Raw genomic sequence first — 25,020 nt, 5'->3', positions numbered from 1 at the left:
CAGTCGACTGTATGCTGAACGACTTCCCAGCCTTGCTCTCAGGCCGAGAATTTCCGCCGGAAATCCTTTGGTGACATCCCCGTTGCCTGATGAAATTTACGGCCAAAGGCGGAATGGTCCGCATACCCTGAGTCAAACGCAACTTGCTGGATTTGCTTTGTCGAGTGGATCAGAAGGTCTTTGGCCTTCTCGAGCCGGATAGCTTGCACGTAAGTCATCGGCGTCATTCTGGTAACAGCTGTAAAGCGGCGGATGAAAGTGCGTTCCGCCAACCCCGCCTTTTGGGCCAGATAATTCACCGACAAACGCAACGCAAAGTCGCTTTCAATGGCCAGCTGTGCCTTTCGGATCGCAACATCCTGATGCGACAGGTCCGGGGTAAAACTCCGATAGCGCCGTTGATCCATCCGGCCCACGTCAACAACAAACCGGCGCGAAGTTTCAATCATCGCGTCGCGGCCAACAAACCGTTCAACTAGCGCCATCGACAAATCCACCCAAGCCATCATACCCCCGGCAGTTGTCAGGTCTGAGTGCTCGATCAATATCTGATCAACGTCCGTCGCGGCGTCGGGGTATTGCTGCGCCATAAGCGCTTCCAACCCCCAATGTGTGGTTACAGGGCGATTGCCTAAAACACCTGCCTCTGCCAACCAAACTAGCCCAACGCAAACCGAGCATACGAGCGCACCGCGCGCGTGCTCTTGTTTCAGAAACTTCGGAATGTCGGGTTGGGCTGTTACGTCGATCTCTTGCCCGGCCGGCGGCAGGACATAGACATCAAATCCGGGAACCACCGTTTCGGTGATGGCCACGTGCAGTGAACGATGACCCTCAAGACTTCCGGCAAAACTCAGCATCTCTTCGATGCCGTGAACGGCTGAGGCCAATGCTCCCCGGTATCTAACAATCGCAATACGTGTTTGGGCGGTCAATTCGGCATTCTCTGCATAGTTTTTGTCATGCCTGCCAATAGCGCAGAACCCGATAAACAGCAAATTGGGGTCCAGAAACGTGAAAGGATCAACAGATGAGAACTCCAGAACTGACCCGGCGCACATTTTCAACCGCACTGCTTGGTGCCGCCGCACTTGCCGGTTTGCCCAAGGCCGTTTTCGCGGCTGAGATCGCCTCTTTGAAGATCGGCACGACTACGGTTTCAATGCTGTCCGACGGCCATTTCGAAATCCCCGCTGCTTTCTTTCAGGGCGCTGGTGATACAGCGGTCGCCACTGCAGGTGATCCCATCGACATAGGAGCAACCGTCTGGTTGGTGCGCGACGACGACCGCGTCGTTTTGGTTGATACCGGTTCGGGTGTAGCGCTGTCCGAGATGTTTCCGACTGTCGGCAAACTGGACGCATTACTGGCGGCAGAAGGGATCGAAAAAGATGCCATCACCGATATCGTCCTAACCCATATGCATGCCGATCATATCGGTGGGCTGATGGGGCCAAACGCTGGTGGGTTTCGCAATGCGACCATTCACGTGGCAGAAGCTGAATGGGTGTTCTGGACCGACCCGGGCCTGCCAGCCACCGCGCCCGAGGCGGACAAGCCCATGATTGATTTACTGCGATCGATTGCTGCCCCACTGGCGGATCGTGTCAAAACCTATACGGGTGAAGCGGATCTGGGCAGTGGTATCACATTAGAGCCACTGGTTGGTCACACCCCTGGCCACAGCGGCGTGCGCATCATTGCCGAGAATGGCGAAGAGCTGTTCATTGTTGGTGATGCCATCATTTCCGAGGCGCTTCAGTTCACAAATCCAAAGATAAGTTATGCGCTCGATTCCGACCCGGAACAGGCCATCGCAACCAGAACAAAACTGCTTGGTCAACTGGCCGACACTGAAACGGTCTTTTCAGCCACTCATCTCAGCTATCCCGGAACCGGGCGCGTCACACGCGATGGAGAAGGTTTCGTTTTTGTTCCACTGGTGTGACGATCAAGACTGAGGCGAAAGCACTATCCTGCGCTTTCGCCCCCTCCTACTTTGGACAAAGATGAGACCAGTTGCGTGTTCCGTCAGCCAAGATTCTGTGTTCAGGCCCGCACCAAATGCCCACCATCCACGTCCAACACAGCACCTGTCAGATACCGGTTTGTCATGGCCATGATAACGGCCTGAGCGATGTCTTCAGCCTGCCCGATGTGACCGACCGGCAAGCGGCTCGCTACCTCAACATACATTGCGTCCCGCGCTTCCTGAGGCATTCCCTCATAGGCCTCAGTGGCGACCATGCCGGGGCTGATGCAATTCACACGCGCGCGTCCGGCAAGTTCAAGCGCCAGTCCTTTTGTCAGCGCTTCAACCGCTGCGTTCACAGCTCCAAGACCTGTGGCCCCCGCAGATGGACGACGGCTCAGAACGCCTGAGAAGAAGGCAATCGAGCCCCCTTCTGTCAGAGACGCCAGCACTTCTCTTGCGGTGACGTAGGGGCCTGTAAACTTGGCCTCGAACATGCCGCGCAGGTCACCTGTCGGCAGTTCGGAGAAAGCGCCATGGGCAGCGCTGGAGGCTGAGATCACCAGATGATCTACCCTGCCAAGCCCTTTGACCCAGGCTTTCACACCGCCCTCGTCTGTCATGTCCAACGGCGCGATTTGCACGGCGCCCCCAATCTCTGCGGCGGCGGCGTTCAGTTTATCGGCATTGCGGCTGGCGATGGTGATATTTGCCCCAAGGGTCACGGCCATTTTGGCGGTGGCTTTGCCAATACCGCTGCTGCCGCCGACAACGACTATGTGCTTGCCCGCAAGGGCAGTTTCGAAAACGGTGTTCATTTTGGTCATTCCCAAATTGGTCGATTTGACAGATCAGTTGTAGGTCAGGACAAGCTTGCCAGTGGTTTCACCCGCTTCCAGACGGCGATGTGCTTCTGCGGCCTCAGCAATGGGTAGGGTCGTGATCTGAGGGCACAGCACACCCTGCTTCAAAAGGTCGAACACGGTCGCCATATCTGCGCTGAACGCTTTGGGATGATGGGTGAAATAGGTATAAATATCGCTGACGCGTACCGCCACTGATTTCTGGAAGTGCTTCGCAAGGTCCTCGGTAAAGCTGCCTGCGGGCGGGCCCGCCAGGAAACCAAAAAGAATGGCTGTTCCCAGCGGCGCCAACGCGTCGAGATCGGATTTCAGGGTTTCGCCTGAAATCGGGTTCAGCGTCAGGTCGACGCCGCGCCCGCCCGTCAGGTTCATCACCCGCTCGGCGACGTCTTCTTTGCGATAGTCGATAACGTGATCAGCGCCTTGCTGGAGCGCATAGTCCGTTTTGTCAGTGCTGACCGAAGCAATCACCGTCAGGCCCAGGTGTTTCGCGATCTGCAGAGCCATCGTTCCAACTCCACCAGCGGCAGCATGAACCAGCACCGTTTCCCCGGAACTTGCTCTGCCCAGATTGACCAGCATGTGGTAGGCGGTCATCGCATTTACCGGGATCGACGCCGCGATATCAAAGCTGATTTCATCGGAAATCCGGGTCACGTATACTGCGCCGATTACCGAATGCGTGCCATAACCGCCCGCCCCAATCGGTCCCATCCAAGCCACGCGGTCGCCCACTGCAATCCCGTCGACACGGTCGCCGATGGCTTCGACTATCCCGGCACCTTCAACACCCGGCACAACAGGCAGGGCGGGCATCATCCCTTCGGGCATTTCCCCTCGACGAATGATCGTATCGATAAAGTTCACAGCTCCGGCTTGGTTGCGGATCAGGACCGCGCCGCTCCCTGGCACAGCTCCTGCAATATCAGCTTCGCGCAAGACCTCGGGCCCACCGGTCCGGGTAATTTCGATTGCATATGACATGGTGTTCTCCTTCTGTTGGGAAGAAGATAGCGATGAGGGCAATTGGCGATAATAGTTGCTTATAGGAAGCATAATCCCATTAATGGGATAATGATCTATAACGACCTTGCCCTGTTCACCGCCGTCGCAAACCATCTCAGCTTTTCCATCGCCGCTGAAAACTTGGGGATCCCACTCAGCCGGGTCAGTCGCAGGATTGCCAATCTCGAGGATCATATGGGCACTAAACTGTTTGAACGCACGACCCGTCAGGTGCGTCTGACCGAAGAAGGTCGCCGCCTGCTGGATGGGTGTCAGGATCCGATCGAAGCGCTCCAGGGTGTCGCGGGGTTTGCCGATGACACGCGGCGACACATGATCCGTTTAACAGCACCACCGCTGGCGGCGCGCGAAACCATCGGTCCGCGTCTTTTGGACTTTGCTCAGCAGAACCCGGACGTGGAATTTGAGCTGACCACGACGAACCTCTTTCTGGATTTCTTTCGCGACAACATTGACCTGGCGTTCCGGGTGGGGCCGTTGTCGGATTCAAACCTCATCGCCAAGCGGCTTTGGTCTGTTGACTATTGTTTCTGCGCCGGCGTGGAATTCGCAAAAGATCATGGTTTGCAGAGGTCATTGTCACGTGAAGAGTTTGTGGCCCTTCCCGCGCTGGTCGCAGGGCAGTCATGGGTGCTCGAAACAGGAGAGACACTACAACCAGATCAGATCGCTCACAGTTTCGGCGATCTGGACGTTATCAAACAAGCGGTTGGTCGCAATCTGGGTGTCGCAATGCTGCCGAGAGACATGGTTGGCGGGGACACTCAGCCTTTGGAGGTCGAGAACGCTCAACCGCTTACCAGAGATATGTTTGTCGTTTACCCAAGCCGTCGTCTGTTGCCGATGCGGATCAGAAATCTGATCGACCACATGGCTGCCGGCTGACGTAGCCCGTAAATGGTGCCCGCTCTGATCCTGAACTATTCCTCGGGCGCAAACAGTTCCGTTCCGCCACCGTCAAACACATAAACTTGCCTCGTCACACGGGCCAATTCCAATCACTCCGATGATTGAAAGTGGGGTTCGACCTTGATTTCTCAGATGGAGCTGCCGTTTGGCTGGATGGAACTTCGTATGTGTGGAGCCACTGGGTTTGATTTTAGTCAGACTAAGAAACTTTTTGATCTTCCCTCGATTATTCTGTTTTATAGCCAAACCCTCAACCGCAGGAGAAACCGCATGTCAGCTCCGACCGAGCGCGCCAAGGCCAAGTCAAAGGGTAAACCGACCGAGTTGGGTCAAGCCATCCGCCGTCGGCGCAAAGCCATGGGGCTGACGCTTGATCAAGTGGCAAAGTCCTCGGACCTGACGACTGGCTTCCTGTCTCAGGTTGAAAGAGGGCTCAGCTCCCCGTCCCTGACGTCGTTGATGGCGATCGCAGCTGCATTGCAAACCAGCATCGAACAATTGCTTAGTGTGCCAAAAGTCTTTTCAGAGTATGTACCGAAGGACAAACGGCAAACCTATTCCCTTGGAACGCGCGGGCGTTTTTATGAGAAACTGGGGCCTGGCTTCTCGGGCGCATTATTTCACCCACAGGTCGTTCACCGCCCTGCAGGCCATGTTTCAGAAAAGATGTGCCATGACGGCGAGGCGTTCTGCTATTTGATTTCGGGTCAGCTAGAATATCACTTGGGGGACCAGATTTTCATCATGTCCCCCGGAGATGTCGTACATCACGACACCTCAACGCGACATTATTCTGTCGTGCTTGGAGAGGCCGAGGCGGTTGAGCTGTGGGTCACAACTTCACCCATCAAGGACACAGGGCCCTCGTGACGCACTGAGACTGGTCAGAAAATAGTCAGGAATTCCTGGCAGGTAAAAATTTTTCATTTATTACTAAAATTTTCTTTAGTATTTTTAAGAATCACTTATTGTCCCTTGCAAGGTTGAAACAGAACCATTGCGGGAGGATGAAGAGAATGAAGTTGAAGACGGTTTTGGGACTAACCGTTGCTGCCACCCTGGCGTTGCCGGTTATGGCGCAGGAACGAGGCGGCACGCTAAACTTTGCCCGCTATGACGGATCGCGTCTGATTGACCCTATCTATGCAGACCGCAACCCGGATATCTGGATGGTCGGCAGCCTGTTCGACACTTTGCTGCGCGGCAGCGCCGACGGGAACTCGGTTGAGCCTGGTCTGGCCGAGAACTACTCCGTTTCTGATGATGGTAAGACGGTCACATTGACCTTACGCGAAAGCATCCTGTTCGCCGATGGCTCGCCCATGTCGGGCGAAGACGTCGTATTCTCGCTGGATCGTGCCCGCAACCCGGATCTGAGCCCTTGGGCAGGTTTGCTGGGCTCGATTGACTCGGTATCGGCTGATGGAAACACGGTCAGCGTTGCCCTGAGCGCACCAGATCCGACAATCCTGTCGATGCTGGCCACGTTCAACACCGCTATTGTGTCAAAAGCAGCGTTTGATGCTGCGACCGGCGATACCGATCAGGACAAGTCTGCAGCTATTTTCGCCGCAACAACAGCCGGGGTTGGTTCCGGCCCCTTCTATCTTTGTGGCTTTGAACAAGGCGCATCGATGGATTTCTGCGCTAACGAACACTATTGGCGCATGGGCTCGGACGGCAAAGCCCTACCCTATCTGGACGGCGTGCACTTTGAGATCGTCCCCGACGACGCCACCCGCATCCTGCGCCTGCAGGCTGGTGAGGTGGACGCTGCCGAGTTTATCCCCTTCAGCCGCGTAACCGAGCTGGAAACTGATCCGAATATCGAGATGCAGCTCTATCCCTCGACCCGGATCATCTATTCACCGATCAATACGCGTGAAACCCGTGCGGATGGCTCCCCAAACCCCATGGCTGATCCGCGCGTGCGGCAAGCGTTGAACTATGCCACCAACAAAGACGCGCTGATCGGAGTTGTCTTGCACGGTGCCGGCCAACCCATGAGCTCACCGCTGATGGCAAAAGCGACGCAATACGCGGCCGACCTGAACCCGCTTTATGCCTATGACCTCGACAAGGCCAAGGCGCTGATCGCTGAGGCAGGCGTACAACCCGGAACCGAAGTGACTTTGACGACACTGGCCGGATCGGCGGATGATGCGACGATCTTTGCGGCGCTGCAGCAGATGTGGGGCGAATTGGGCATCGACCTGGTCGTGGAACAGGTAGACGGTGCCACTCGCGGCGCGAAAAACCGATCTGGTGAATTCGATATTCACACTTATGGCTGGGTGAATGACGTAAACGACCCTAGCCAGGTTGTGGGATGGCTAGGATATACCCCAACTGCCAAAGCCGTTGGCACCGGTTGGGAAAATGCCGAGTTCAACACCCTGTTCGAAGAAGCTGCAAATGAGATGGACCCCGAGGCCCGCAAGGCGCAATTCGCCCGGATGCAGGAGATTTATGCAGAAGCGGCCCCATTGCTGTTCATGTACGAAACTCCGTTTGCCGTGGCGTTGGGTACGGCCGTTGATGGATATGTCCAGACCCCGCTGGGCAACAATATCTTCGACGAAGCGACGGTTAGCCGCTAACCTCTGACCCCCTCGACCCGTCGCCTGCGGGCGGCGGGTGTTCTTTGCGGAGCCAGCGTTTGTCCAGCCTGTCCTATATCTTCAAACGTCTACTTTTGATGGTCCCGACTTTTTTCCTGGTTATGGTGATCATTTTTCTGTTGGTGCGTATGCTGCCCGGCGATCCCGCGATTGCCATGGCGGGCGACCGCGCCTCTGACGCTGATATTCAAGCCATTCGCGAACGGCTTGGTTTGACACAGCCAATGTTCGTACAGTTTTGGCTATTCCTCACGAACACTCTGCAGGGCGATCTGGGAAGGTCGATCCTGATGCGTACCGATGTCACGACTGTCGTCGCCGACCGGCTGCCTATTACCGTGTTTCTGACGATCTATTCGGTGGTTCTGTCGCTGCTGATAGCCGGACCGCTCGCCTTTGTCGCTGCGTTGAACCGGGGCCGCTGGCCTGACGCCGTCATCCGCACTGTTTTCCAGATCGGCCTGTCGATGCCGGTTTTCTATATCGGATTGGTTTTGCTGACCTTCCTCGCCGCCCAACTGCGCCTGTTCCCCGTCGGCGGATATGGAGACACGTTTGGTGAGCGGCTGTATCACCTGTTTCTGCCGTCAGTGACGGTGGCGCTATACACATCCGCTATCATCATGCGGAATCTACGCAGCGCGATCAACGAGGTTCTGGACGCCGAATATGTCCAGTTCGCCCGCGCCAAAGGGTTGCCCGCGCGGCTGATATTGGGGCGGCATGTATTGCGGAATGCCCTGATTTCGACCGTGACGCTGCTGGGCCTGTCCATCGGCAACCTGATGAGCGGTACTTTGGTGACCGAAACGGTGTTTGCGGTTCCGGGTATGGGGAGACTGATGCTCGAAGCCATCTTTGCCCGCGACTATCCCCTGATCCAGGGGCTGACCCTAACCTTTGCCCTGCTGGTGTCGCTGGTCTTCCTGATGACGGACCTGTTCCAGAGCCGCCTTGACCCAAGGATGCGCCTGCAATGAGTGATGCAACCTTTACACCCATTCAGCCCAACTTCCTGCAAAGGGCTCTGCGCAAGCCGGGGTTTGTAGCCGGGCTGATCATCATTGGGTTTTCGATCCTTCTGGCGGTCTTTCCGGGATTTTTCGCCCCCTATGACCCGAACGAGATCGACTATCTCGCAGTTCGCCAACCACCCTCATGGGCGCATCCGTTTGGCACGGACCTGCTGGGACGGGACAGCCTGTCCCGTGTGATCTGGGCCTATCAGGTAAACATGCAGATGGCTGTTTTCGGTACCGTCTTTGCACTTGTGATCGGCGTAGTCGTTGGGGCTTTGGTCGGGTACTATCGAGGTATCGCTGACCTGATCTTTGGTCGGATCGTTGATGCGGTGATCACTTTCCCCTTCCTTGTTCTGGTCATCGCGGTTGTTGCGGTGTTGGGTCCGGGATTGGTCAACATGTATATCGCGATTTCGGTGGTCTACTGGGTGTATTACGCGCGACTTATGCGGGGCGAAGTAATTGCGCAAATGGGCAACGACTATGCCGCCGCTGGGGTCGTGATGGGTTATTCCGACAAGCGTATCATCTTTCGCCACCTTCTGCCCAACGCGATAACGCCAATTATCGTCTATTGGATGACCGACATGGCCCTGGTGATCCTGCTGGGATCGTCGCTGGGGTATCTGGGGTTAGGTGCGCAACCTCCGCAAGCGGAATGGGGTGTTCTGATCGCAGAAGGGCGCAACTTCATCTCAACGGCGTGGTGGCTAAGCCTGATGCCGGGCATCGCCATCGTTCTGACCGGGCTGGGCTTTTCCTTGCTGGGCGACGGGCTGGCCGACTTGCTGAGACCACGAGGGTAACGGATGGAACACAACACACCGATACTCGAGGTTGATGGGCTCAACACCACATTCCACCGCGGCGGGCAACCATTGCCAGCCTTGCGCGATGTCAGTTTTTCGGTCGCACGAGGCGAGGTTCTGGGGCTGGTCGGCGAAAGCGGATCTGGCAAAAGCGTGACTTTGCGGTCCATTATCGGGCTCGCGCGACGATACGGCGATGTCACCGGCGAGGTACGTTGGCAGGGGCGTGACTTAGTACAGATGCCGGATCGCGCCCTGCGCCAAATCCAAGGGCGCGAGGTCGCGATGATCTTTCAGGAGCCGATGACCTCGCTTAACCCGCTGCTTACGGTCGGTCTTCAGCTTGAAGAAACCCTGCGCGCGCATACCGACCTGTCCCAGTCCACGCGCCGTGATCGCGCTATTGAGATGTTGGATCTGGTCGGCATCCCCTCGGCCGCGCAAAGGTTGAAAGATTATCCGCACCAGTTCTCGGGCGGGATGCGGCAGCGCGTGATGATCGCCATTGCGCTGGCGGCAAATCCCAAGCTGCTGCTGGCAGATGAACCTACGACGGCCCTGGACGTAACCATTCAGGCACAGATCCTCGATTTGATCCTGCGACTGGCGCAGGACATGGATATGGGCGTTGTTTTGGTTACCCATGATCTTGGTGTCGTCGCACAGACCTGTGACACCGTGGCTGTGATGTATGCCGGACGGATCGTCGAACAGGGATCGGTGCGCGATGTGCTAAAGGACCCGCGCCATCCCTACACAGTTGGGCTCATGCGGTCTGTCCCCGAAAACCTGCCGCCTCGAACGCCGCTTTACTCGGTGCCGGGCGTCCCACCCAGCCTTGATGCGCTGCCACGGGGATGTGCCTTCGCACCCCGCTGCGCTGCCTGTGTTTCGGCCTGCACGCAGGACCGGCCATCTCTCAGCACGGCCACTGAAGGGCGGCAAGTGGCCTGTTTCAACCCGATCACCAAATCACAGGGGAATGCCGCATGACGGCCCCGGTGCTGCAAATCCGAGACCTCCACCTGCGCTTCCCGTTGGGTCGAAGCATGGCTGACGTTGCCATGGGTCGCCCCGGTCGTGTCGTCAACGCGCTGAACGGTGTCAGCCTTGATCTTAACCGCGGTGAAACACTCGGGGTCGTTGGGGAATCCGGCTGTGGAAAATCCACCTTGGCGCGCTGTATCGTGCGCCTCTACAAGCCCAGCGAGGGCGAAGTTCGTTTCGACGGGCAGGACATCTTTGGCGCCGATCAACGCTCGGATCGCAGCTATAACCGGCGCGTCCAGATGATGTTTCAGGACCCCTATTCCTCGCTCAATCCACGTATGACGACGGGCCAGATATTGGCCGAGGCTCTGCGGGTTCATAAGATGCGCCCGGACCACGAGGCCCCTGCCCGCGTATCTGAATTGCTGGAACTGGTGCGCCTGCCGCAAGACGCGCAGCACAAACTGCCCCACGAGTTCTCAGGCGGTCAACGCCAACGGATTGCAATCGCACGCGCACTGGCTGTTGAACCAGAGGTGCTGATCGCGGATGAGCTTGTTTCGGCTCTCGATGTCTCGGTTCAGGCGCAGGTGGTGAACTTGCTGCTGGAACTGCAGCAAGAGCTTGACCTGACGATCCTGTTTGTCGCCCACGATTTGCGTCTGGTTCGGCATGTGTCCAACCGGGTGGCTGTGATCTATCTGGGTCGGATCGTTGAGATCGGAGACAGCGAAACACTGTTTTCGGACCCCTCCCATCCCTACAGTCAGGCACTTCTGTCAGCGGCCCCCTCTATGGACCCGGAAGACCGCGGCAAGGCAGCCAAGCTAGATGGCGAGCTACCGTCGCCGCTTAACATGCCTTCGGGCTGCCCGTTCCACGTTCGCTGTCGTCACGCCAGCGAGATTTGCAAACAACAGGTTCCCGCCTTGCTGCCCTTTGGAGGCAGAGGCGAAGTGGCCTGCCATCACGTTGAAGAGATCAATGCCCATGCTTGACGCCCCCAAGACCTCTCGCGGCCCCGTTGTTGCCGCTCTCCGGGCCGAAATGCAGGCACAGGGTTTGGATGCGTTCATCCTGCCCCGGTATGATGCGCATCAGTCGGAATACGTGGCGCCTCACGACGAGCGGCTGGCCTATATCACCGGCTTCACCGGCTCGGCCGGCATGGCAATCGTAACCATGGACACGGTGGCCGTCTTTGTGGACGGGCGCTATGTGGTGCAGGTAGAAAACCAATGCCCCGCCCCACTGTTTACGCATCGACATCTGTTCGACAACCCACCCGAGTATTGGTTGGCCGACCAAGCCCAGACCGGTTGGCGCGTTGGCTTTGATGCGATGCACCTTCCACCTGTGTTTCTGGATCGTTTCGTTGATGCGCTGCCGGAAGCAGAGCTTGTCCCCGTTAAGTCCAACCCCGTAGATATGGTGTGGACCGACCAGCCCCCTGCCCCGCTGGGAAAGATCGACCCGTTCCCCGTTCAACTGTCGGGCAAATCGGCGCATGACAAGATCAGCAACTTGGTTCAGCAGATGCACGACCACGGAGCCAAATACCTTGTCGAAACACAGCCCGATAACATCGCGTGGGTCTTGAATGTTCGCGGTACGGATGTGGCATACAATACCGTCCCTCAGTCGTTCCTGCTGCTGGATGACGCAGGGCAGGTCCAATGGTTCGTCGCACCGGAGAAACTGGACGCAAATGTCACCGACCACCTGCCGGATAACGTCCAAACTTGCGCGCCCGATGCCTTTCTTCCGACCCTTGAGGCCAGAGTTGCCGCAGGCAAGGGCATTCTATTCGATCCGGAATTCTCACCCGCCGCTGTTCGGCTGGTGTTGGAAAAGCAAAAAGCAAAGAAATTACCTTTACCCAGCCTCCTGACCGTGGCCAAAGCGCTTAAAAACCAGACCGAGCTTGAAGGCATGCGCGCTTGCCACATCGCAGATGGCGTCGCCTGGACCGAGTTCTGCGCGTGGTTGGCGACCGAAGTTCCGCGACGTGCCAGACAGGGCGAACCCGTGACTGAACGTGAAGCCGAGCATGCCATTCTGAGCTTCCGACAAGCGCAGCCCGGTTTTCTTGAGGAAAGCTTTAACCCGATCTCCGCCGCATCCGGCAATGCTGCAATGTGCCATTACGCGACACAACAAGGCAACACGGTTCCGCTTTTGGAGAATGGCACCTATCTCCTCGACTCCGGAGGCCAATACGAGACCGGTACCACTGATGCCACGCGCAGCTTCGCCTTTAGCCCCACCCGGCCAGAAGGCTATGACCGCGCCTACACCGCAGTTTTCAAAGCCTTCCACGCCATCGCAACCCTGCGCTTTCCCGCCGGAACGCAAGGACACCACATAGACGCAATCTGCCGCCGCCCTTTATGGGACCTCGGCCTGGACTATGACCATGGTACAGGCCACGGAGTCGGGCACAGACTTTCAGTACACGAGCACCCCCAACGTATTGGAAAGCCTTATAACCCTGTGGATCTCGCCCCCGGTATGGTCCTGTCGATCGAGCCGGGTTATTACGTGGCAGAGCAATATGGCATCCGGATCGAAAACCTGTTCGAAATTATTGAGGCCAATGACGGGTTCATGGAGTTTTCGAACCTGACATGGTGCCCCATCCAAACCACAATGTTGCAAACCCAGCTTTTGACCATGGCTGAGATCGACTGGCTAAACACCTATCATGCAACACTGATTGAGCGTCTTGGACCCTTAATGTCTACCTCCACACTGGCTTGGCTCAAAACTGCCTGTGCACCTATGCATCTGTAAAAATCTGTTTTTGTCGCGAACAGTATTCCAACCTGTCAGACAAAGCGTAGTTTTGGTGGCTTATGCTCAAACTGAAAGGAGCGGAATGTGGCATTGAACCGTTGGGTGAGCAATAGTCCGGCTGAGACCCTAGATGCATTAGCAACTGCTGTTTTCGGTGCTGCCGCAGTCTTGCCGACGACGGGGTTCTCAAGAAAGAGAAGATGTCATGAGCACGCAAGTCACCAACCAAATGGACCCGTCCCACGCGTCCGCCATTAACGGTGATTCGAAATCAATCTGCGGCAACATACGATCCTTTACTCAGTGCATGTCGGAAAAGGTCGAGGCGATCTGCAAGGCTAGCAGCCGACAACACTAGCTGCGTCTGAAAGACAAACACACGACACTCATGTGTTCTCGCTCGCTTCAATAGGCACAGATCATTGACGTGCCAGCAGCGAGCTCAGAATAAAATCTTCCGCGCTTACAATGATCTTGTTCATTGGCATTTCTGACAGCACGCTGCGATACGCGCTGCCTTCCAAAACCTCTATCACCAGTTGTGACGCTTGAAGCGGATCAGGAACAGCGCGCAAATCACCGTCTGCTATCCCTCGCCTTACAATGGACTCCAGAGCTTCAGTCAAACTGGAGCGGTTCGCGACAAACAGCTGCGCGATGTCCGGCTGACGAACGGCTTCGCTCGAAATCTCCAAGGTCAGAATAACGTTTTCCGGCGCAGCCAGGTACTTGGCGTAGGCCTTGATGAACTTTTTCAACACTTTGGGTGCGGACCTTTTTGAGCTCAGGATTTTCAGAAACGGCTCCATCTCGCGGCGTTCGAGCATTGCGATTTCCACAAGCACATCATGTTTGCCGCGAAAATGATTGTAGAGGTTCCCAAGGCTGACCCCCGCCCGGGCCGCAATGTCGCGGACACCTGTCTGATGATAGCCGCGTTCAAGAAAACACATCACGGCGGCCTCCAGTATCTGGTTGCGCCGCTTGGCCACTGCCTTTTCCCTGCTGGAGCCAGGCTCCGATTTATCTTCTGTCATTTTTTTGCTTTTATATTGAACGAACGATCGTTCATAGTATATGCCACTCTATCACAAGGTGCAAGAAATTCGACGAAACGGGAAAAACGGGCCTATGACGGACAAATCCTTCGAAGCAAAGCACAGACCAACGCGGCGTTGGCTCTGGATCGGGCTGTCGCTGGTTCTGCTAACCGCGATCATCGTTCTTCTATTCGACACCGAGGACACAATCGATGTTCAGGCGACCGAGATTGCACCCCCGCCACCGATCGTGTCTGTCATCACAGTTAGCCCGAACACAGTGCAGGCACGGGTTTCTGCCTTTGCCGAAGTGCGCCCGCGCTGGGATGTCGAGTTGCGATCTGCCGTGTCCGGGCGCATCACTGCGGTGCATGATGCAGCTTTGGCTGGGTCGCAGGTTGAACGCGGCGATCCCCTGTTTTCAATTGAAAACGCACCTTACCGAAGTGCCGTAGCTGCAGCGGAGATGGAGCTTGAGCAAGCGGAACTGGACCTGCTGCGCGCGCAGAATAACGTCACCGTGGCGCAACGCCAATTTGAAAGGGACAAGAAAGAACCACCAAACGAACTAGCTGTGAACCTGCCGCAACTCCGTATCGCCGAGAAAACCGTTGCGGCGGCTCAAGCGCGTCTGAACGCCACGCGCAGTGAGCTGAAGGACGCTGAAGTAGTTGCCCCATTTTCCGGTTTTGTCACCCGTCGCTTTGCCAGTCTTGGCCAAACGGTTAATCCGGGTGATGCGTTGATACACCTCTCGGACGACCGACAATTTGAGCTGGTTGCCGCGTTCAGCCAGGCGGATTGGGCGCTTCTGGAGCATCCGATCTCGGGCGCTACCGCTGATCTGACGCAACGTACGGGGCAATCTCTGGGGACGGCTCAGGTCCGGCGCGGAGGCGGGTTTTTGGATCAGGACACGCGGCAGGTGCGGGTTTTTCTGGACATCACCGCGCCGGACGAGCGCATTTTGGCCGGAGATTTCATTCAGGTTCATATTCCCGGACGCCAAATTGACGGAACCGTGACTCTGCCAGAAAACGCCCTGACCCGCGCTGGCTACGTTTGGCTAGTGGGTGGCGACGATCACCTGCGCAGGATCAACCCTGAAATCCTGTTCCGAAGTGAAGGTAAAATCACCATCCCTGCGCCCGAAGGGACTGGCCCGTGGCAGATAGCCCGAACGCCTCTGGCCTCGTTCCTACCGGGTCAACGGGTGACCCCGCAGCCGGATGAGGACTGAGCCATGCATGCCCTGACATCCTGGTTTATCCGCAATCCGGTCGCCGCCAATCTGATGATGGCGCTGATCCTGTTTCTTGGCGTGCAAACGCTACTGAACATAAGGATCGAAGGCTTCCCTCGCATCCCACCAGAAAGCGTAACAATCGCAATTGAGCTTCCCGAGGCGACGGCCGAACAGGTTGATGAACTGTTGACGCAGAAGGTTGAGCAAGCCCTTGAGGGGTTGGAAGGCGTGCGAAGTGTGACCTCACAATCCCAAAATGATCTCAGCATAGTCACGGTGCGCCGTGCGGGAGGTGAGAGACTACAGTCCGTTTTGGACCGGGTCCGCATTCGGATCGACGGTCTGACCGATCTGCCCGAGACCGCGCGCCGCCCTGTTATCGAAGCGTCGGGGTTTGATTTCCCGGCGCTCTATCTGAACCTCTACGGAAAAACAGACCCCGCAACACTGCAGAGCTTGGCGCAACGCCTGAAAGAAGAACTGCTGGCCCAACCGGAATTGTCGCGCCTGCAAATCAGGGGCCTGATCCCACGAGAACTGCGCATCGAAATCGACCCGGCATTGCTGCGCCACTACGGACTGACCGTCTCGGATGTAACCCGTGCCATCACTGAAAACTCATTGACATTTCAGGCCGGCCGACTGCGGACCGAGGGCGGTACGATCTATCTAAGGGCAGATGATCGGGCGAAGTACACTCCTGAATATGCAGCCCTTCCAATCATTGAACGTAACGACGGGTCCTTTGTGCCTTTGGGCGATATTGCCAAAATCGAAGATGGGTTCCAGGACGGCGAGTATCTGTTTCGGCTGAACGGCAAACCAACCGTGGGGATGGAGGTTCTGGTTGGGCAGAAGGAGAACCTGCTGAAGATCAGCGATGTGGTGCGCAGCACAGTTGATGATTTTAGCCGCCAATTGCCATCGCAGGTTCAGGTGGAGGTCTGGGGCGACAGCGCTGGCTATATCTCGGACCGCCTAGCGTTGCTGAGGTCAAACGGGGTGCAGGGGTTGATCCTTGTGACCCTGATGCTTTCGGTGTTCCTGAACGTGCGCTTGGCTTTCTGGGTCGCAATGGGCATTCCCGTTTCGGTCATGGGAGCGATCGCGGTCTCGGGTTCGAAATGGGTAGATTACTCACTGAACGATGTTACGACTTTCGGCCTGATCATCGCCTTGGGCATTTTGGTCGATGACGCCGTTGTGGTCGGTGAAAGTGTTTTCGAAGAACGCCGCAAAGGAAAAGACCCAATCCAAGATACCGAGCGTGGCGTGCATCGCGTGGCAGTAGCGACCGTCTTTGGCGTGTTGACCACAATCGCGGCCTTTTTCCCGATGCTGTTGATCGACAATCCGCTAGGCAAGGTACTGGCCGGGTTTGCGGGCATCGTTATCCTGACACTGATATTCTCACTGATCGAAAGCAAATTCATCCTTCCAGCTCACTTGGCACAGGTTTCGATGGGGCAAGAGCGTCGGTACCTGCTGACCCGCCTGTGGGGTCGGGTACAGGATTCTGCGCAGGGCGGATTGTACTGGGTTCGGGATCGCCTGTACGAGCCCTTGCTCGTTGCAGCGGTGCGGCAGCGCTATGCCGTGCTGATCTTGTTCATTAGCGCTGCAACGCTGGGACTTGGCTTGATGTACAAGGGCAAAGTCAGAACGGTGTTCTTTCCAGAAGTGCCCGGTCAGGTCATAACGATGAACCTGGAAATGGACGCCCGCGCGCCGTTTGAGCTGACCCGTACGAATGTGGACCGGATCGAAGCCGTATTGAACGGTTTGAACACCGAACTTGCCGAAAACGCGGGTATGGCTGTGCCGCCCGTTAAGACGGTGTTCACCATCATCAACAGCGCAGGTAGTGCGCAAATGTACGCTGAAATGATCCCGGTGATTGAGCGACCGGAAGTACCGATCCTTTCCGTGGTCCACGAATGGCGCGACCGGGTCGGTTCGGTCGAAGGTGCGACCGAGCTGGAGTTCACCGGATCGGAGGCACTCGCCGGAGGATTTCGCATCCGGTTGGCGTCAAAAGATGAAGACCTTCTGCAACTAGCCAGCGCCGAAATGAAAGACTTCCTGTCGAACATCGAGGGCATAGCGAATGTGCGTGATGGGATGGCGGGCGGCCAACCCGAACTGAAACTCCGCCTGCGTCCGGACGCGCGGCACCTTGGTTTCAATGCCGAAGCCTTGGCCAGACAGATTGGCTATGGGTTCGGCGGGGCCGAAGTGACCAAGGTCCGGCGCGATGGGTCCGAAATTCGCGTGGTCGTACAGAACGCACGGGAAAACCGCGATACACTCGCCGACCTGATGCAGACCCAGTTGCGCAGCGCATCCGGTGCCTGGGTGCCGCTTGAGACGGTTGCTGAAATCGAAGGCGCTTACACGTCTGGCACCATTGATCGCCGCGACAGCAAGCGTATGAACATTGTAGCTGCATCCATCGACCGCGATCGCGTCGCCCCCGAAGAGGTGGGCCAAGCCGTGTTCGAACAGCTGGTCCCGAAACTCCGTGCGAAATATCCCAGCGTAACAATTCTGCCTGCCGGGGAGCTGGAAGAGATGGCTGATATCAGTGATGGCCTGAAACGTGCGCTGCTGCTGGCGGCTGTGCTGATCTATGTGCTGATGGCCGTGCCGTTGAAAAGCTATTGGCAGCCCTTTGTCATTCTGGCCATCGTGCCATTTGGCTTTATCGCGGCTGCCGTCGGGCACCTGATCATGGATGTCTCACTGTCGCTGTTTTCGTTTTTTGGCATGCTGGCTCTGACCGGTGTGATCGTGAACGACAGTCTGGTCATGATTACCAGATACAATCAGGCGCGCGACGAAGGCCAACCTGTGAATCTGGCACTGCAAAGCGCAGGTGTTGGTCGTTTCAAGGCGATCTTTCTGACCACCGCGACGACGGTTATTGGCCTGCTGCCATTGCTGACAGAAACCTCTGAGCAAGCGCAGTATCTGATCCCAGCGGCAATCTCTCTGGCCTTTGGGGAACTGTTCGGCACCGCCCTGATGCTGCTGCTGGTGCCGGTACTGATCGCCATCACCGAAGATGTCCTCGCCGTTTTCAAACCACCCCTTCCGCAGCCTACCGAAGAAAGGACAACGCCATGACACGGACTCTTTTAGCCCCCGCATTTGCCCTGATGGCTTTGGCAACGCCTGCTGCAGCTGATGGTCTGAATGTGACTGTGGACGGCATTCGCAATGCCAACGGAAACATCGTGATCCTTATTTTTGATGACGCGCGCGCCTTTGACAGCTTGGATGTATGGAGCGCGATTGACTACGCCCAGATTCCGTCACGCAAGGGCAGTATCAGCCACGAGTTTTCGGACCTGAACGCAGGCCCTTATGCGGTGTTGCTGTTTCATGATGAAAACAAGGACGAAGACCTGAACATGACTGCGACGAAACTGTTGGAGGGTCTGGGTTCAACAGGTGCGCCAAACCCCGAAGATGAGCCTGATTTCAAGGCCGCATCGGTCTGGCCGGGCGATGTCCGCGTTCGTATCCACTATGATCAGTAGCGCCGTATGTTAAAGGACCGAAAACTGAAAATCGGAACGCTTCTGAGTGTGTTTCGCTGGCGGGTCATCCTTACGTGGTTGCTGATCCTGTCAGAAACGGCATTAACTGTGTTGATCCCGCTGTTCATCGGTTTCGCGATTGATGGATTGCTCAGTGGAGATTTTCAGCCCTTTGTGCATTTAGGCGCTCTCATGGTCGCCCTCACGATGATCGGTGTGATCAGGCGGATTTACGATACGCGTGTTTATGGAACGATCCGCGTTGAATTGGGCAAGGCGTTAGCCGCACGGTTTTCGAACTTGCCAATTTCGTCGCTGAACGCGCGGATCGGAATGGGGCGTGAGCTGGCGGACTTTTTGGAGGAGATCCTGCCTTCGGCAATCGCAGGGGTGGTACAATTCATCGTTTCGGCGATTCTGCTGTTTTACTTCTCGCCAACTCTGGCTCTATCAGCCTGCGGAGTTCTAGTCGGAATGATATCCGTCTATGCCCTGTTTCATTCGACATTTTGGCAATGGAACCGTGCACTGAATGAGCAAATGGAGCATCAGGTCAGCGTTCTGGAGCAACGCCGCGACCGCCCGATGCTGGTTCACCTGAAGAAACTGCGTCGGTTCGAAGTAAAACTCTCGGATACCGAAGCCATTCTCTACGGCGTGATCTTTGTTCTGCTGATCGGGCTGATCTTGTTCAATCTGTGGTTTGCAACGCAAAACCTGGATGCGACACCGGGAATGATTTTTTCGATTGTCAGCTATTCGTGGGAGTTTGCTGAAGCGGCCCTTACCTTACCGGTGACCTTGCAATCCTGGTCTCGGTTGTCCGAAATCACGACCCGATTGCAAAGCGGTTGACTAGAATGCCGAACCATTCATTGAGCGGAACGCTATCCGTATTTCAGACCCAAGCCGGGATAAACCCGGCATTGTCATTGCCAGAACGACCGGCGGCATTGGATGCTTTGCGATCGCGTGGGAACCAGTTGGGGAACAGAACTGACTAACACGACGCAGACTGCTTGCTACAGTTCTGTTAGGCTTTGGAGGGTCATGTACTTTCGAAGCTGTCTCACATGCGAGGAGGACAGCGGTTGCCAACGGCAAACCGGATATGGTTGGCATGACCGGCACCCATGTGGCAGGTCCCCATATCGTGCTAAAAATCATGATCGGGCAATAGACACATCGCGCATCAAAGCTGTCCTTTCACCCAGAGTCGCCAATTGGCGCTACCTGCGCAATCCGGACAAACGGTCACTTGATGCGCTTCGTGGATGTAGAAACGACTCAGAGCGTGAGAACAGACATCTGCTGCCCGTCCCGATCAAACCCTTTTGCAAAGGAAGAAGGAGCGCATGGCTCCCCCTCATGGCGTCAAAACTCGGTACCCAGCAGCTTGTTAGACAACTCCCACAGCGCTTTTGCGCCGTCTTTGTCATAGGCGTGTGGTGCATACCCACCCTGCATCGGGTCACCGGTCATGGGCTGGGAGATATTGCAATCCTCGACATAAAGGCCTGTCTTACCCGCCAGGTCAGGCGAGGTTGCCGCCCAACAAGAGGTCGCAGCACCCTGCGGAATGGTTTTCCAGATATCCGGAGAGTCCTTTATCATCTGCTCGAACATCGTCGCCACTTCGGGCTCGAAATTCCGGCCAAGCTCGGTCTGAATACCACCTGGATGCACGGCGAAGCTTGTTGCGCCGCTATCGGCCCAGCGGCGGGATATTTCCAGAGTGAACCAGATATTTGCGGTTTTCGACTGCCCGTACGCTTTGAGCGCATCATATTCGCGGCTTTCATAGTTCGGATCGTCGAGATCGACCGGCGCATACATGTGACCGGCTGACGACAGGTTTACGACGCGGGCCGACCCTGAAGCCTTAAGCGGTTCTGCCAGAAGGTTGGTCAAAAGGAAGTGACCCAGATGGTTGGTGGCAAACTGACTCTCCCAGCCCTCTTTTGTGCGTTCAAGCGGGGTCGCCATGATGCCGGCATTATTGATCAGGATGTCGAGTGTATCATGGGATTTGAGCCATTCGGCAGTAAAGGCGCGGATGGTGTCGGGCTTGTCGAGCTCCAGCGAAGCGGTTTCGACGTCCTGACCCGTGTCTGCCTTGATGCTCTCTGCCGTTTTTGCAAGCTTGTCGGCTGAGCGTGCCACGATGGTGACCAAAGCTCCCTTGGAGGCCAGCGCGCGGGCGGTTTCTGCGCCCAGACCGGTAGAGCCGCCAGTGATAAGGACCGTTTTTCCGACCAGATTGATGTCTTCCAATACGTCGTCGGTGGTGGAGTTTCTATCGAATGTCATGTTTGCTTCTTTCCTCTGTGTCCGAGGGGATTTCCTACTGCCAGAGTTGTATCCTGCTTAGACGCTTTCCGTTTCTTTCAGATGATCGCCAGGTTTGCTGTGTTCGCCTCATTCTGAAACATCCCAAGGTCACGCGGGGACTGGTCAGTCAGAGAAGAAGATTTCAAGCGTGCTATCCTGCGCCCGTTTCTCGACCGCGCCCGGCAGCATGTAACTGGCTCCAAGCTTCTTCAGCGCATCAGCATAAGCCTGATCCACTGCGGGGATAACGTCATCCATATCCTGCGGGACGGCGGCGTTGATGTTTGCCGCAACACCATCCAACCTTATCTGTCCGCCCGGGTCAGAGAGGAAAACGCTGTGCCACGAAGGTTCGTTGTACTGATAGCGGCGACAGAAAACGCGGTCATCCACAATCACGAACATCAAGCGGATGAAACGGTGGGTATACCCCGCTCGGATTTCATGAATCCGAGTTTGATTGACCAGCTCGGTTTGGGTTTCAGGTTGTTTCAATGGACTTCTCAAGGCGCGTAACAATGGGTGAATGGCGGTTCCGACAATCAATTTCGGGATGCCACTCACCATGGCCCACAGGGAAGTACTTTCCATCTTTCAGGCCCTTCTCGAGATGCTCGGACCTGCCGCCTGTCGACGCCAGATCCTGAGCATTTGGACTGTTGAGCCTTATGCGTTGAAGAACTCGGCCACCGCATCGGTCGATGCTTTGACTGCCTCGGGCTTGTAGTAGAAGTCGACGTGGCTGAACTCGTCAAAAGCCAGCTCTTTGTGCTTGTTGGTCAGCTTTTCAACAAATGCCGTCGAGCAGATCGCAGTCGAAGCATTGGTGCCGTAGATGGTCAGTGACGGCTGCGCGATCTTGTCGGCATAAGCTTCACAGATCGAGAACAGTGATTGCATGGCTTGATCGCCGATGTGCATGTTAGAGAAATTCGCAACCGCAACCGGACCTTTGACACCGTCGCGACCATAGTAGTCATAGGTCTCACCAGCCATCGCCGGATAGGCGGCCGCTGCAGTGAACTCTTCGCGGGACATCTTGTCGTTCAGGCCGAACGGAGCGACATAGTCCGGCTTACCGGTCTCATATTGCTTCTGCATCGATGCGTTAGCACCGGCGATCATCTGGTTCGCCATATCGCGGTCAGTCCACTGGAACGCGTCCGCCGCCATCATGCCCGAGACCATTGCGATTTTCTTGATGCGATGGTCGGTCACAGCAGCTGAGGCAATGATCGAGCCGCCTTGGCAGACGCCCAGGCCGTAGATTTCTTCGACGAAGGGTAGCGTACCCAGATAAGAAACCGCATCCCAGGTGTTTTCGATTAGCCGGAACATGTAGCGCGATTTCATGAACTCACCGGGAAGCGCCGGGGAGTCACCCATGCCCAGATAGTCGAAGCCCAGATAGATGAAACCACGATCAGCCATTTCCGGGCCGTAAGTCGCCGGAATTTGGTCTTTCACCTGCGGGAACGGGCTGGCGCCAACGATAGCCTTGTATTTCTTGGATGCATCAAAACCTTCTGGAAGATAAAGATCGCCAGCCAAATCCACGCCAAAGGATTTGAAAGTTACTTGGTTTTTGCCAGCAGTGAGGGCCATATCTGAAAGTCCTTCGATAGAGGGTTGTGTGGTTTGTTTAGCGTTTGCTCCCCAGCCCGTGAGGGACAGCAAGGAAGCGACGGAGGCAGTTTGGAGAACGTTGCGTCGTGACAGTTTGATCATGGTCATGCTCCGCTTTCTCGGGTGGCTGGCATCATGCCTTGCCAAAGTACAGGATGGTGTTTACTTAGTTTATAGGGTGCCGTTTGTAAATAGCACCCTTTACTTTCGAGGCTGAAATCATGAAACGCACTGAAAAAAAACGAAAAGACATCATCAATGCAGCCATCGATGAGTTCCGTGAACAGGGGTTTCTTGGGGCAACGACAACCTCGATCGCCAAAAAAGCGAACGTATCGAGTCGCACGCTCTACAATCACTTCGAGAATAAAGAAGCCCTGTTCGAAGCAATCTCTGAGATCATGATCGAACGTAATTCTTGCATGGAGCCAGTGCCTTATGATCCGGATCGCGACTTCGAAGACCAACTGGAAGATGCGTTATGGCGCTACGTTGAGGTGATTACTGACGAGACAGCAATCGGACTGAACCGGATGGTCATGTCGGAGATGATCCGTGACCTCGACCGTTCCAAGCGTTTTTTCAATGAAAGCGAAACACACGATTACCCGATAAAGAGGCTGATCAGCGAAGCCATGGACGCGGGCGTAATCTGCAAAGCCGATCCGGGCTTTGCAACCACTCAGCTTCTGGTGCTTGTCAAAGGGTTCTTTTTCTGGCCAGAGTTTTTTCTTGGAGAGAGTCCGACACCAAAGAATGTCATGGACGATTGCGTCAAGATGTTCATGTCGCACTACAAGCCGGACAAGTCAGCGGTTTGACTTGTACGTTCGGCTTACTGCCGAACATGCTTCGATCTAGTGACAATGGCAGTCCGTTCTGCGCAACAGGGACTGATCGCAAGGTCAGCTTGTTACCCATTAATGCAGACCGAAGCATCAGGAAAACTGGGCTCATTCCTGCCAAAGGCCACGACGCGAACGCACCTGCGCTTAAAGTAAGCTCGTGCCGAACTTTCAGCCCCCTACCCGCCCAAGTCCAACCGTAACGCCCCATCGTTTCCAGCGGTTGCAGAGGGTCTTGGCTGGCCCACATTCTCGAAGCGCATCGGACCACCGCAACCCATTGCGATTGACGGAAACAATCCCGCTCAACACAAGTCTATCATCGACCCTCGACTTGCCATGGCTTCTTGAAAAGTAGGACCGAAGGCGCCCCATCTGCTTATCGGTCAATTAGAATAGGTTACTCACTTTGCACCCTTCAAAACTCAGAGCTTGAACCATGCAGACGAGATCGCGGCAGCCAAATAACTGGGACCAGAACCTAGTTCCAGGTGGTACCTAAAGCATCGAATGCGGCGACGACGTTAGGTTCCATTTTTTTTGAAGCAAGCGTTACAAATCGAAGGGAAGTTTCAATTTTGACCCTATCCGATATGACAAGCCCGCGTGACTGCATTTCCTCAAGAGCGATCGATTCTCGGCACAGGCTCAATCCAATACCTGAGCGTACCATGGCCAGCATTGATGGCTCCTGATCAACAAGACAGACTGCCTGCGGCTGGCAATCAAGATCCGCGTAGATGTTTTCCAGCAGCCGATGGTGTACAGAGTTCTTCGGCGTTCCGATCCAGGGCAAAGCAGCCAGGGCCGGCCAATCCTTGCCCAAAACCCGTTTCCCCCAGCCTGCCGGCGCAATAACACGGTAGGTAAACTTAGTGAGTTCCCGTTGGAAAAAAACTGATTCTGCTTGTTCCGGATCGCTGCTTTCATAGCTATCAAGATCACCCAGAACAAAACCAACATCCACTTCCCCATTGATCAGGCGACCAACGACATCACCACTTATACCGTGCACAAGCTTTGTTTGCAGGTCGGGATACCCATCGACGAGGGCCGCCAGAAAAGCTCCTAGGCGTATGAAGTTCGGATCGACAATGGTGCCAAGTCGCAGTGTGCCTCGAACATTTCCGTTGACCCGTCGCGCCGTTTGACCGAACTCTTCTATAGCCGCTTGGACTTTTTCTGCTTTTACTACAAGGGCTTCTCCATCTCGTGTGAGCTCCACACCCTTGGGTGTGCGGCGGAACAGCTCCAGCCCCGTGTCCTGCGCCAAGCGTTTCAACTGCAAACTGACTGCGGGTTGAGTGAGGTGCAATCGCTTTGCCGCTCGCGAGATATTGCCCTCTTGGGCAACGGCCACAAAGGCGTTCAGGATACGGATA

The 25,020-nt window shown here is 55.9% G+C and carries 23 protein-coding genes and 1 pseudogene; 15 read left to right on the top strand and 9 right to left on the bottom strand.

From position 1 onward, the window contains the following. Window positions 1-38: 38 nt before the first annotated feature. Entirely contained in the window at window positions 39-935 is an 897-nt protein-coding gene (locus ACXAGD_RS18530) for a GlxA family transcriptional regulator (RefSeq protein WP_475212740.1), read from the bottom strand. A gap of 95 nt (window positions 936-1,030) precedes the next feature. On the opposite strand from ACXAGD_RS18530, the gene ACXAGD_RS18525 reads away from it, so the two are divergent. Then, on the top strand, window positions 1,031-1,948 hold the full coding sequence (locus tag ACXAGD_RS18525; RefSeq protein WP_475212738.1) for an MBL fold metallo-hydrolase: 918 nt from the start codon (window positions 1,031-1,033) through the stop codon (window positions 1,946-1,948). A 101-nt stretch (window positions 1,949-2,049) separates the two neighbouring features. Here the strand turns inward: ACXAGD_RS18525 and ACXAGD_RS18520 are convergent, their stop codons facing one another. Continuing rightward, entirely contained in the window at window positions 2,050-2,799 is a 750-nt protein-coding gene (locus tag ACXAGD_RS18520) for an SDR family oxidoreductase (protein WP_475212736.1), read from the bottom strand. A 24-nt stretch (window positions 2,800-2,823) separates the two neighbouring features. Beyond that, window positions 2,824-3,819 carry a quinone oxidoreductase family protein gene (locus ACXAGD_RS18515; protein ID WP_475212734.1) on the bottom strand — a complete coding sequence of 332 codons (996 nt, stop codon included), beginning with the start codon at window positions 3,817-3,819 and terminating at the stop codon, window positions 2,824-2,826. Window positions 3,820-3,909: 90 nt separating this feature from the next. Here ACXAGD_RS18515 and ACXAGD_RS18510 point away from each other — a divergent pair, with 90 nt between their 5' ends. The 9 genes from ACXAGD_RS18510 (at window position 3,910) to ACXAGD_RS18470 (ending at window position 13,366) form a co-directional block, all read left to right on the top strand. After that, window positions 3,910-4,746 (top strand): LysR family transcriptional regulator, encoded by an 837-nt coding sequence (locus tag ACXAGD_RS18510; RefSeq protein WP_475212732.1) that lies wholly within the window; start codon window positions 3,910-3,912, stop codon window positions 4,744-4,746. A gap of 294 nt (window positions 4,747-5,040) precedes the next feature. Further along, window positions 5,041-5,640, top strand: coding sequence for a helix-turn-helix domain-containing protein (locus ACXAGD_RS18505; RefSeq protein ID WP_475212730.1), 600 nt, complete (start codon window positions 5,041-5,043; stop codon window positions 5,638-5,640). 146 nt (window positions 5,641-5,786) lie between these two features. Further along, complete coding sequence (locus ACXAGD_RS18500; protein ID WP_475212728.1) at window positions 5,787-7,370, top strand: ABC transporter substrate-binding protein; 1,584 nt, start codon at window positions 5,787-5,789, stop codon at window positions 7,368-7,370. A gap of 44 nt (window positions 7,371-7,414) precedes the next feature. Further along, window positions 7,415-8,371: an ABC transporter permease gene (locus ACXAGD_RS18495; RefSeq protein WP_475212726.1), complete on the top strand. Its 957-nt coding sequence runs from the start codon at window positions 7,415-7,417 to the stop codon at window positions 8,369-8,371. Then, the gene (locus ACXAGD_RS18490; protein ID WP_475212724.1) at window positions 8,368-9,219 is read left to right on the top strand and encodes an ABC transporter permease; all 852 of its coding nucleotides are present in this window, start codon (window positions 8,368-8,370) and stop codon (window positions 9,217-9,219) included. Before ACXAGD_RS18495 ends, ACXAGD_RS18490 begins: the two co-directional genes overlap by 4 nt. A 3-nt stretch (window positions 9,220-9,222) precedes the next feature. After that, window positions 9,223-10,215 carry an ABC transporter ATP-binding protein gene (locus ACXAGD_RS18485; protein ID WP_475212722.1) on the top strand — a complete coding sequence of 331 codons (993 nt, stop codon included), beginning with the start codon at window positions 9,223-9,225 and terminating at the stop codon, window positions 10,213-10,215. Then, the gene (locus tag ACXAGD_RS18480; protein ID WP_475212720.1) at window positions 10,212-11,210 is read left to right on the top strand and encodes an ABC transporter ATP-binding protein; all 999 of its coding nucleotides are present in this window, start codon (window positions 10,212-10,214) and stop codon (window positions 11,208-11,210) included. Before ACXAGD_RS18485 ends, ACXAGD_RS18480 begins: the two co-directional genes overlap by 4 nt. Continuing rightward, the gene (locus tag ACXAGD_RS18475) at window positions 11,203-13,005 is read left to right on the top strand and encodes an aminopeptidase P family protein (protein WP_475212718.1); all 1,803 of its coding nucleotides are present in this window, start codon (window positions 11,203-11,205) and stop codon (window positions 13,003-13,005) included. Before ACXAGD_RS18480 ends, ACXAGD_RS18475 begins: the two co-directional genes overlap by 8 nt. Before the next feature lie 208 nt (window positions 13,006-13,213). Then, window positions 13,214-13,366 carry a hypothetical protein gene (locus tag ACXAGD_RS18470; protein ID WP_475212716.1) on the top strand — a complete coding sequence of 51 codons (153 nt, stop codon included), beginning with the start codon at window positions 13,214-13,216 and terminating at the stop codon, window positions 13,364-13,366. Between the two features lie 61 nt (window positions 13,367-13,427). Here ACXAGD_RS18470 and ACXAGD_RS18465 read toward each other — a convergent pair whose 3' ends face one another. Next, complete coding sequence (locus ACXAGD_RS18465) at window positions 13,428-14,045, bottom strand: TetR/AcrR family transcriptional regulator (protein ID WP_475212714.1); 618 nt, start codon at window positions 14,043-14,045, stop codon at window positions 13,428-13,430. Window positions 14,046-14,139: 94 nt separating this feature from the next. Here ACXAGD_RS18465 and ACXAGD_RS18460 point away from each other — a divergent pair, with 94 nt between their 5' ends. From ACXAGD_RS18460 to ACXAGD_RS18445, 4 genes are read left to right on the top strand one after another with little or no spacing between them, the layout of a single operon-like run. Then, complete coding sequence (locus ACXAGD_RS18460) at window positions 14,140-15,288, top strand: efflux RND transporter periplasmic adaptor subunit (protein WP_475212711.1); 1,149 nt, start codon at window positions 14,140-14,142, stop codon at window positions 15,286-15,288. Window positions 15,289-15,291: 3 nt separating this feature from the next. Further along, entirely contained in the window at window positions 15,292-18,420 is a 3,129-nt protein-coding gene (locus ACXAGD_RS18455; protein ID WP_475212710.1) for an efflux RND transporter permease subunit, read from the top strand. After that, window positions 18,417-18,836: a DUF2141 domain-containing protein gene (locus tag ACXAGD_RS18450; RefSeq protein WP_475212709.1), complete on the top strand. Its 420-nt coding sequence runs from the start codon at window positions 18,417-18,419 to the stop codon at window positions 18,834-18,836. Before ACXAGD_RS18455 ends, ACXAGD_RS18450 begins: the two co-directional genes overlap by 4 nt. 6 nt (window positions 18,837-18,842) lie before the next feature. After that, window positions 18,843-19,691: an ABC transporter six-transmembrane domain-containing protein gene (locus ACXAGD_RS18445; protein WP_475212707.1), complete on the top strand. Its 849-nt coding sequence runs from the start codon at window positions 18,843-18,845 to the stop codon at window positions 19,689-19,691. Window positions 19,692-20,210: 519 nt separating this feature from the next. Here the strand turns inward: ACXAGD_RS18445 and ACXAGD_RS18440 are convergent. The 3 genes from ACXAGD_RS18440 to ACXAGD_RS18430 form a co-directional block, all read right to left on the bottom strand. Next, entirely contained in the window at window positions 20,211-21,146 is a 936-nt protein-coding gene (locus ACXAGD_RS18440; RefSeq protein WP_475212705.1) for an SDR family NAD(P)-dependent oxidoreductase, read from the bottom strand. 144 nt (window positions 21,147-21,290) lie between these two features. After that, a complete protein-coding gene (locus ACXAGD_RS18435; protein WP_475212703.1) occupies window positions 21,291-21,758 on the bottom strand; it encodes a DUF2255 family protein in 468 nt (155 codons plus the stop codon). A gap of 75 nt (window positions 21,759-21,833) precedes the next feature. Next, window positions 21,834-22,772, bottom strand: a complete 939-nt coding sequence (locus ACXAGD_RS18430; RefSeq protein ID WP_475212702.1) for an alpha/beta hydrolase — start codon at window positions 22,770-22,772, stop codon at window positions 21,834-21,836. A 242-nt stretch (window positions 22,773-23,014) separates the two neighbouring features. Between ACXAGD_RS18430 and ACXAGD_RS18425 the strand changes: the two genes are divergently transcribed. Further along, entirely contained in the window at window positions 23,015-23,614 is a 600-nt protein-coding gene (locus ACXAGD_RS18425; RefSeq protein WP_475212700.1) for a TetR/AcrR family transcriptional regulator, read from the top strand. A gap of 231 nt (window positions 23,615-23,845) precedes the next feature. On the opposite strand, the pseudogene ACXAGD_RS18420 reads toward ACXAGD_RS18425, so the two are convergent. Both ACXAGD_RS18420 and ACXAGD_RS18415 read right to left on the bottom strand, forming a co-directional pair. Further along, a pseudogene (locus ACXAGD_RS18420) lies at window positions 23,846-24,028 on the bottom strand (transposase); the annotation flags it as partial. A gap of 91 nt (window positions 24,029-24,119) precedes the next feature. Further along, window positions 24,120-25,020: LysR family transcriptional regulator (locus ACXAGD_RS18415; protein WP_475212698.1), on the bottom strand; the 901-nt coding region annotated here is incomplete at its 5' end.

Source organism: Ruegeria sp. ABF4_144, from assembly GCF_056160045.1.
The sequence above is the reverse complement of the archived record's forward strand: the minus strand, read 5'-3'. Positions and strand labels throughout refer to the sequence as shown.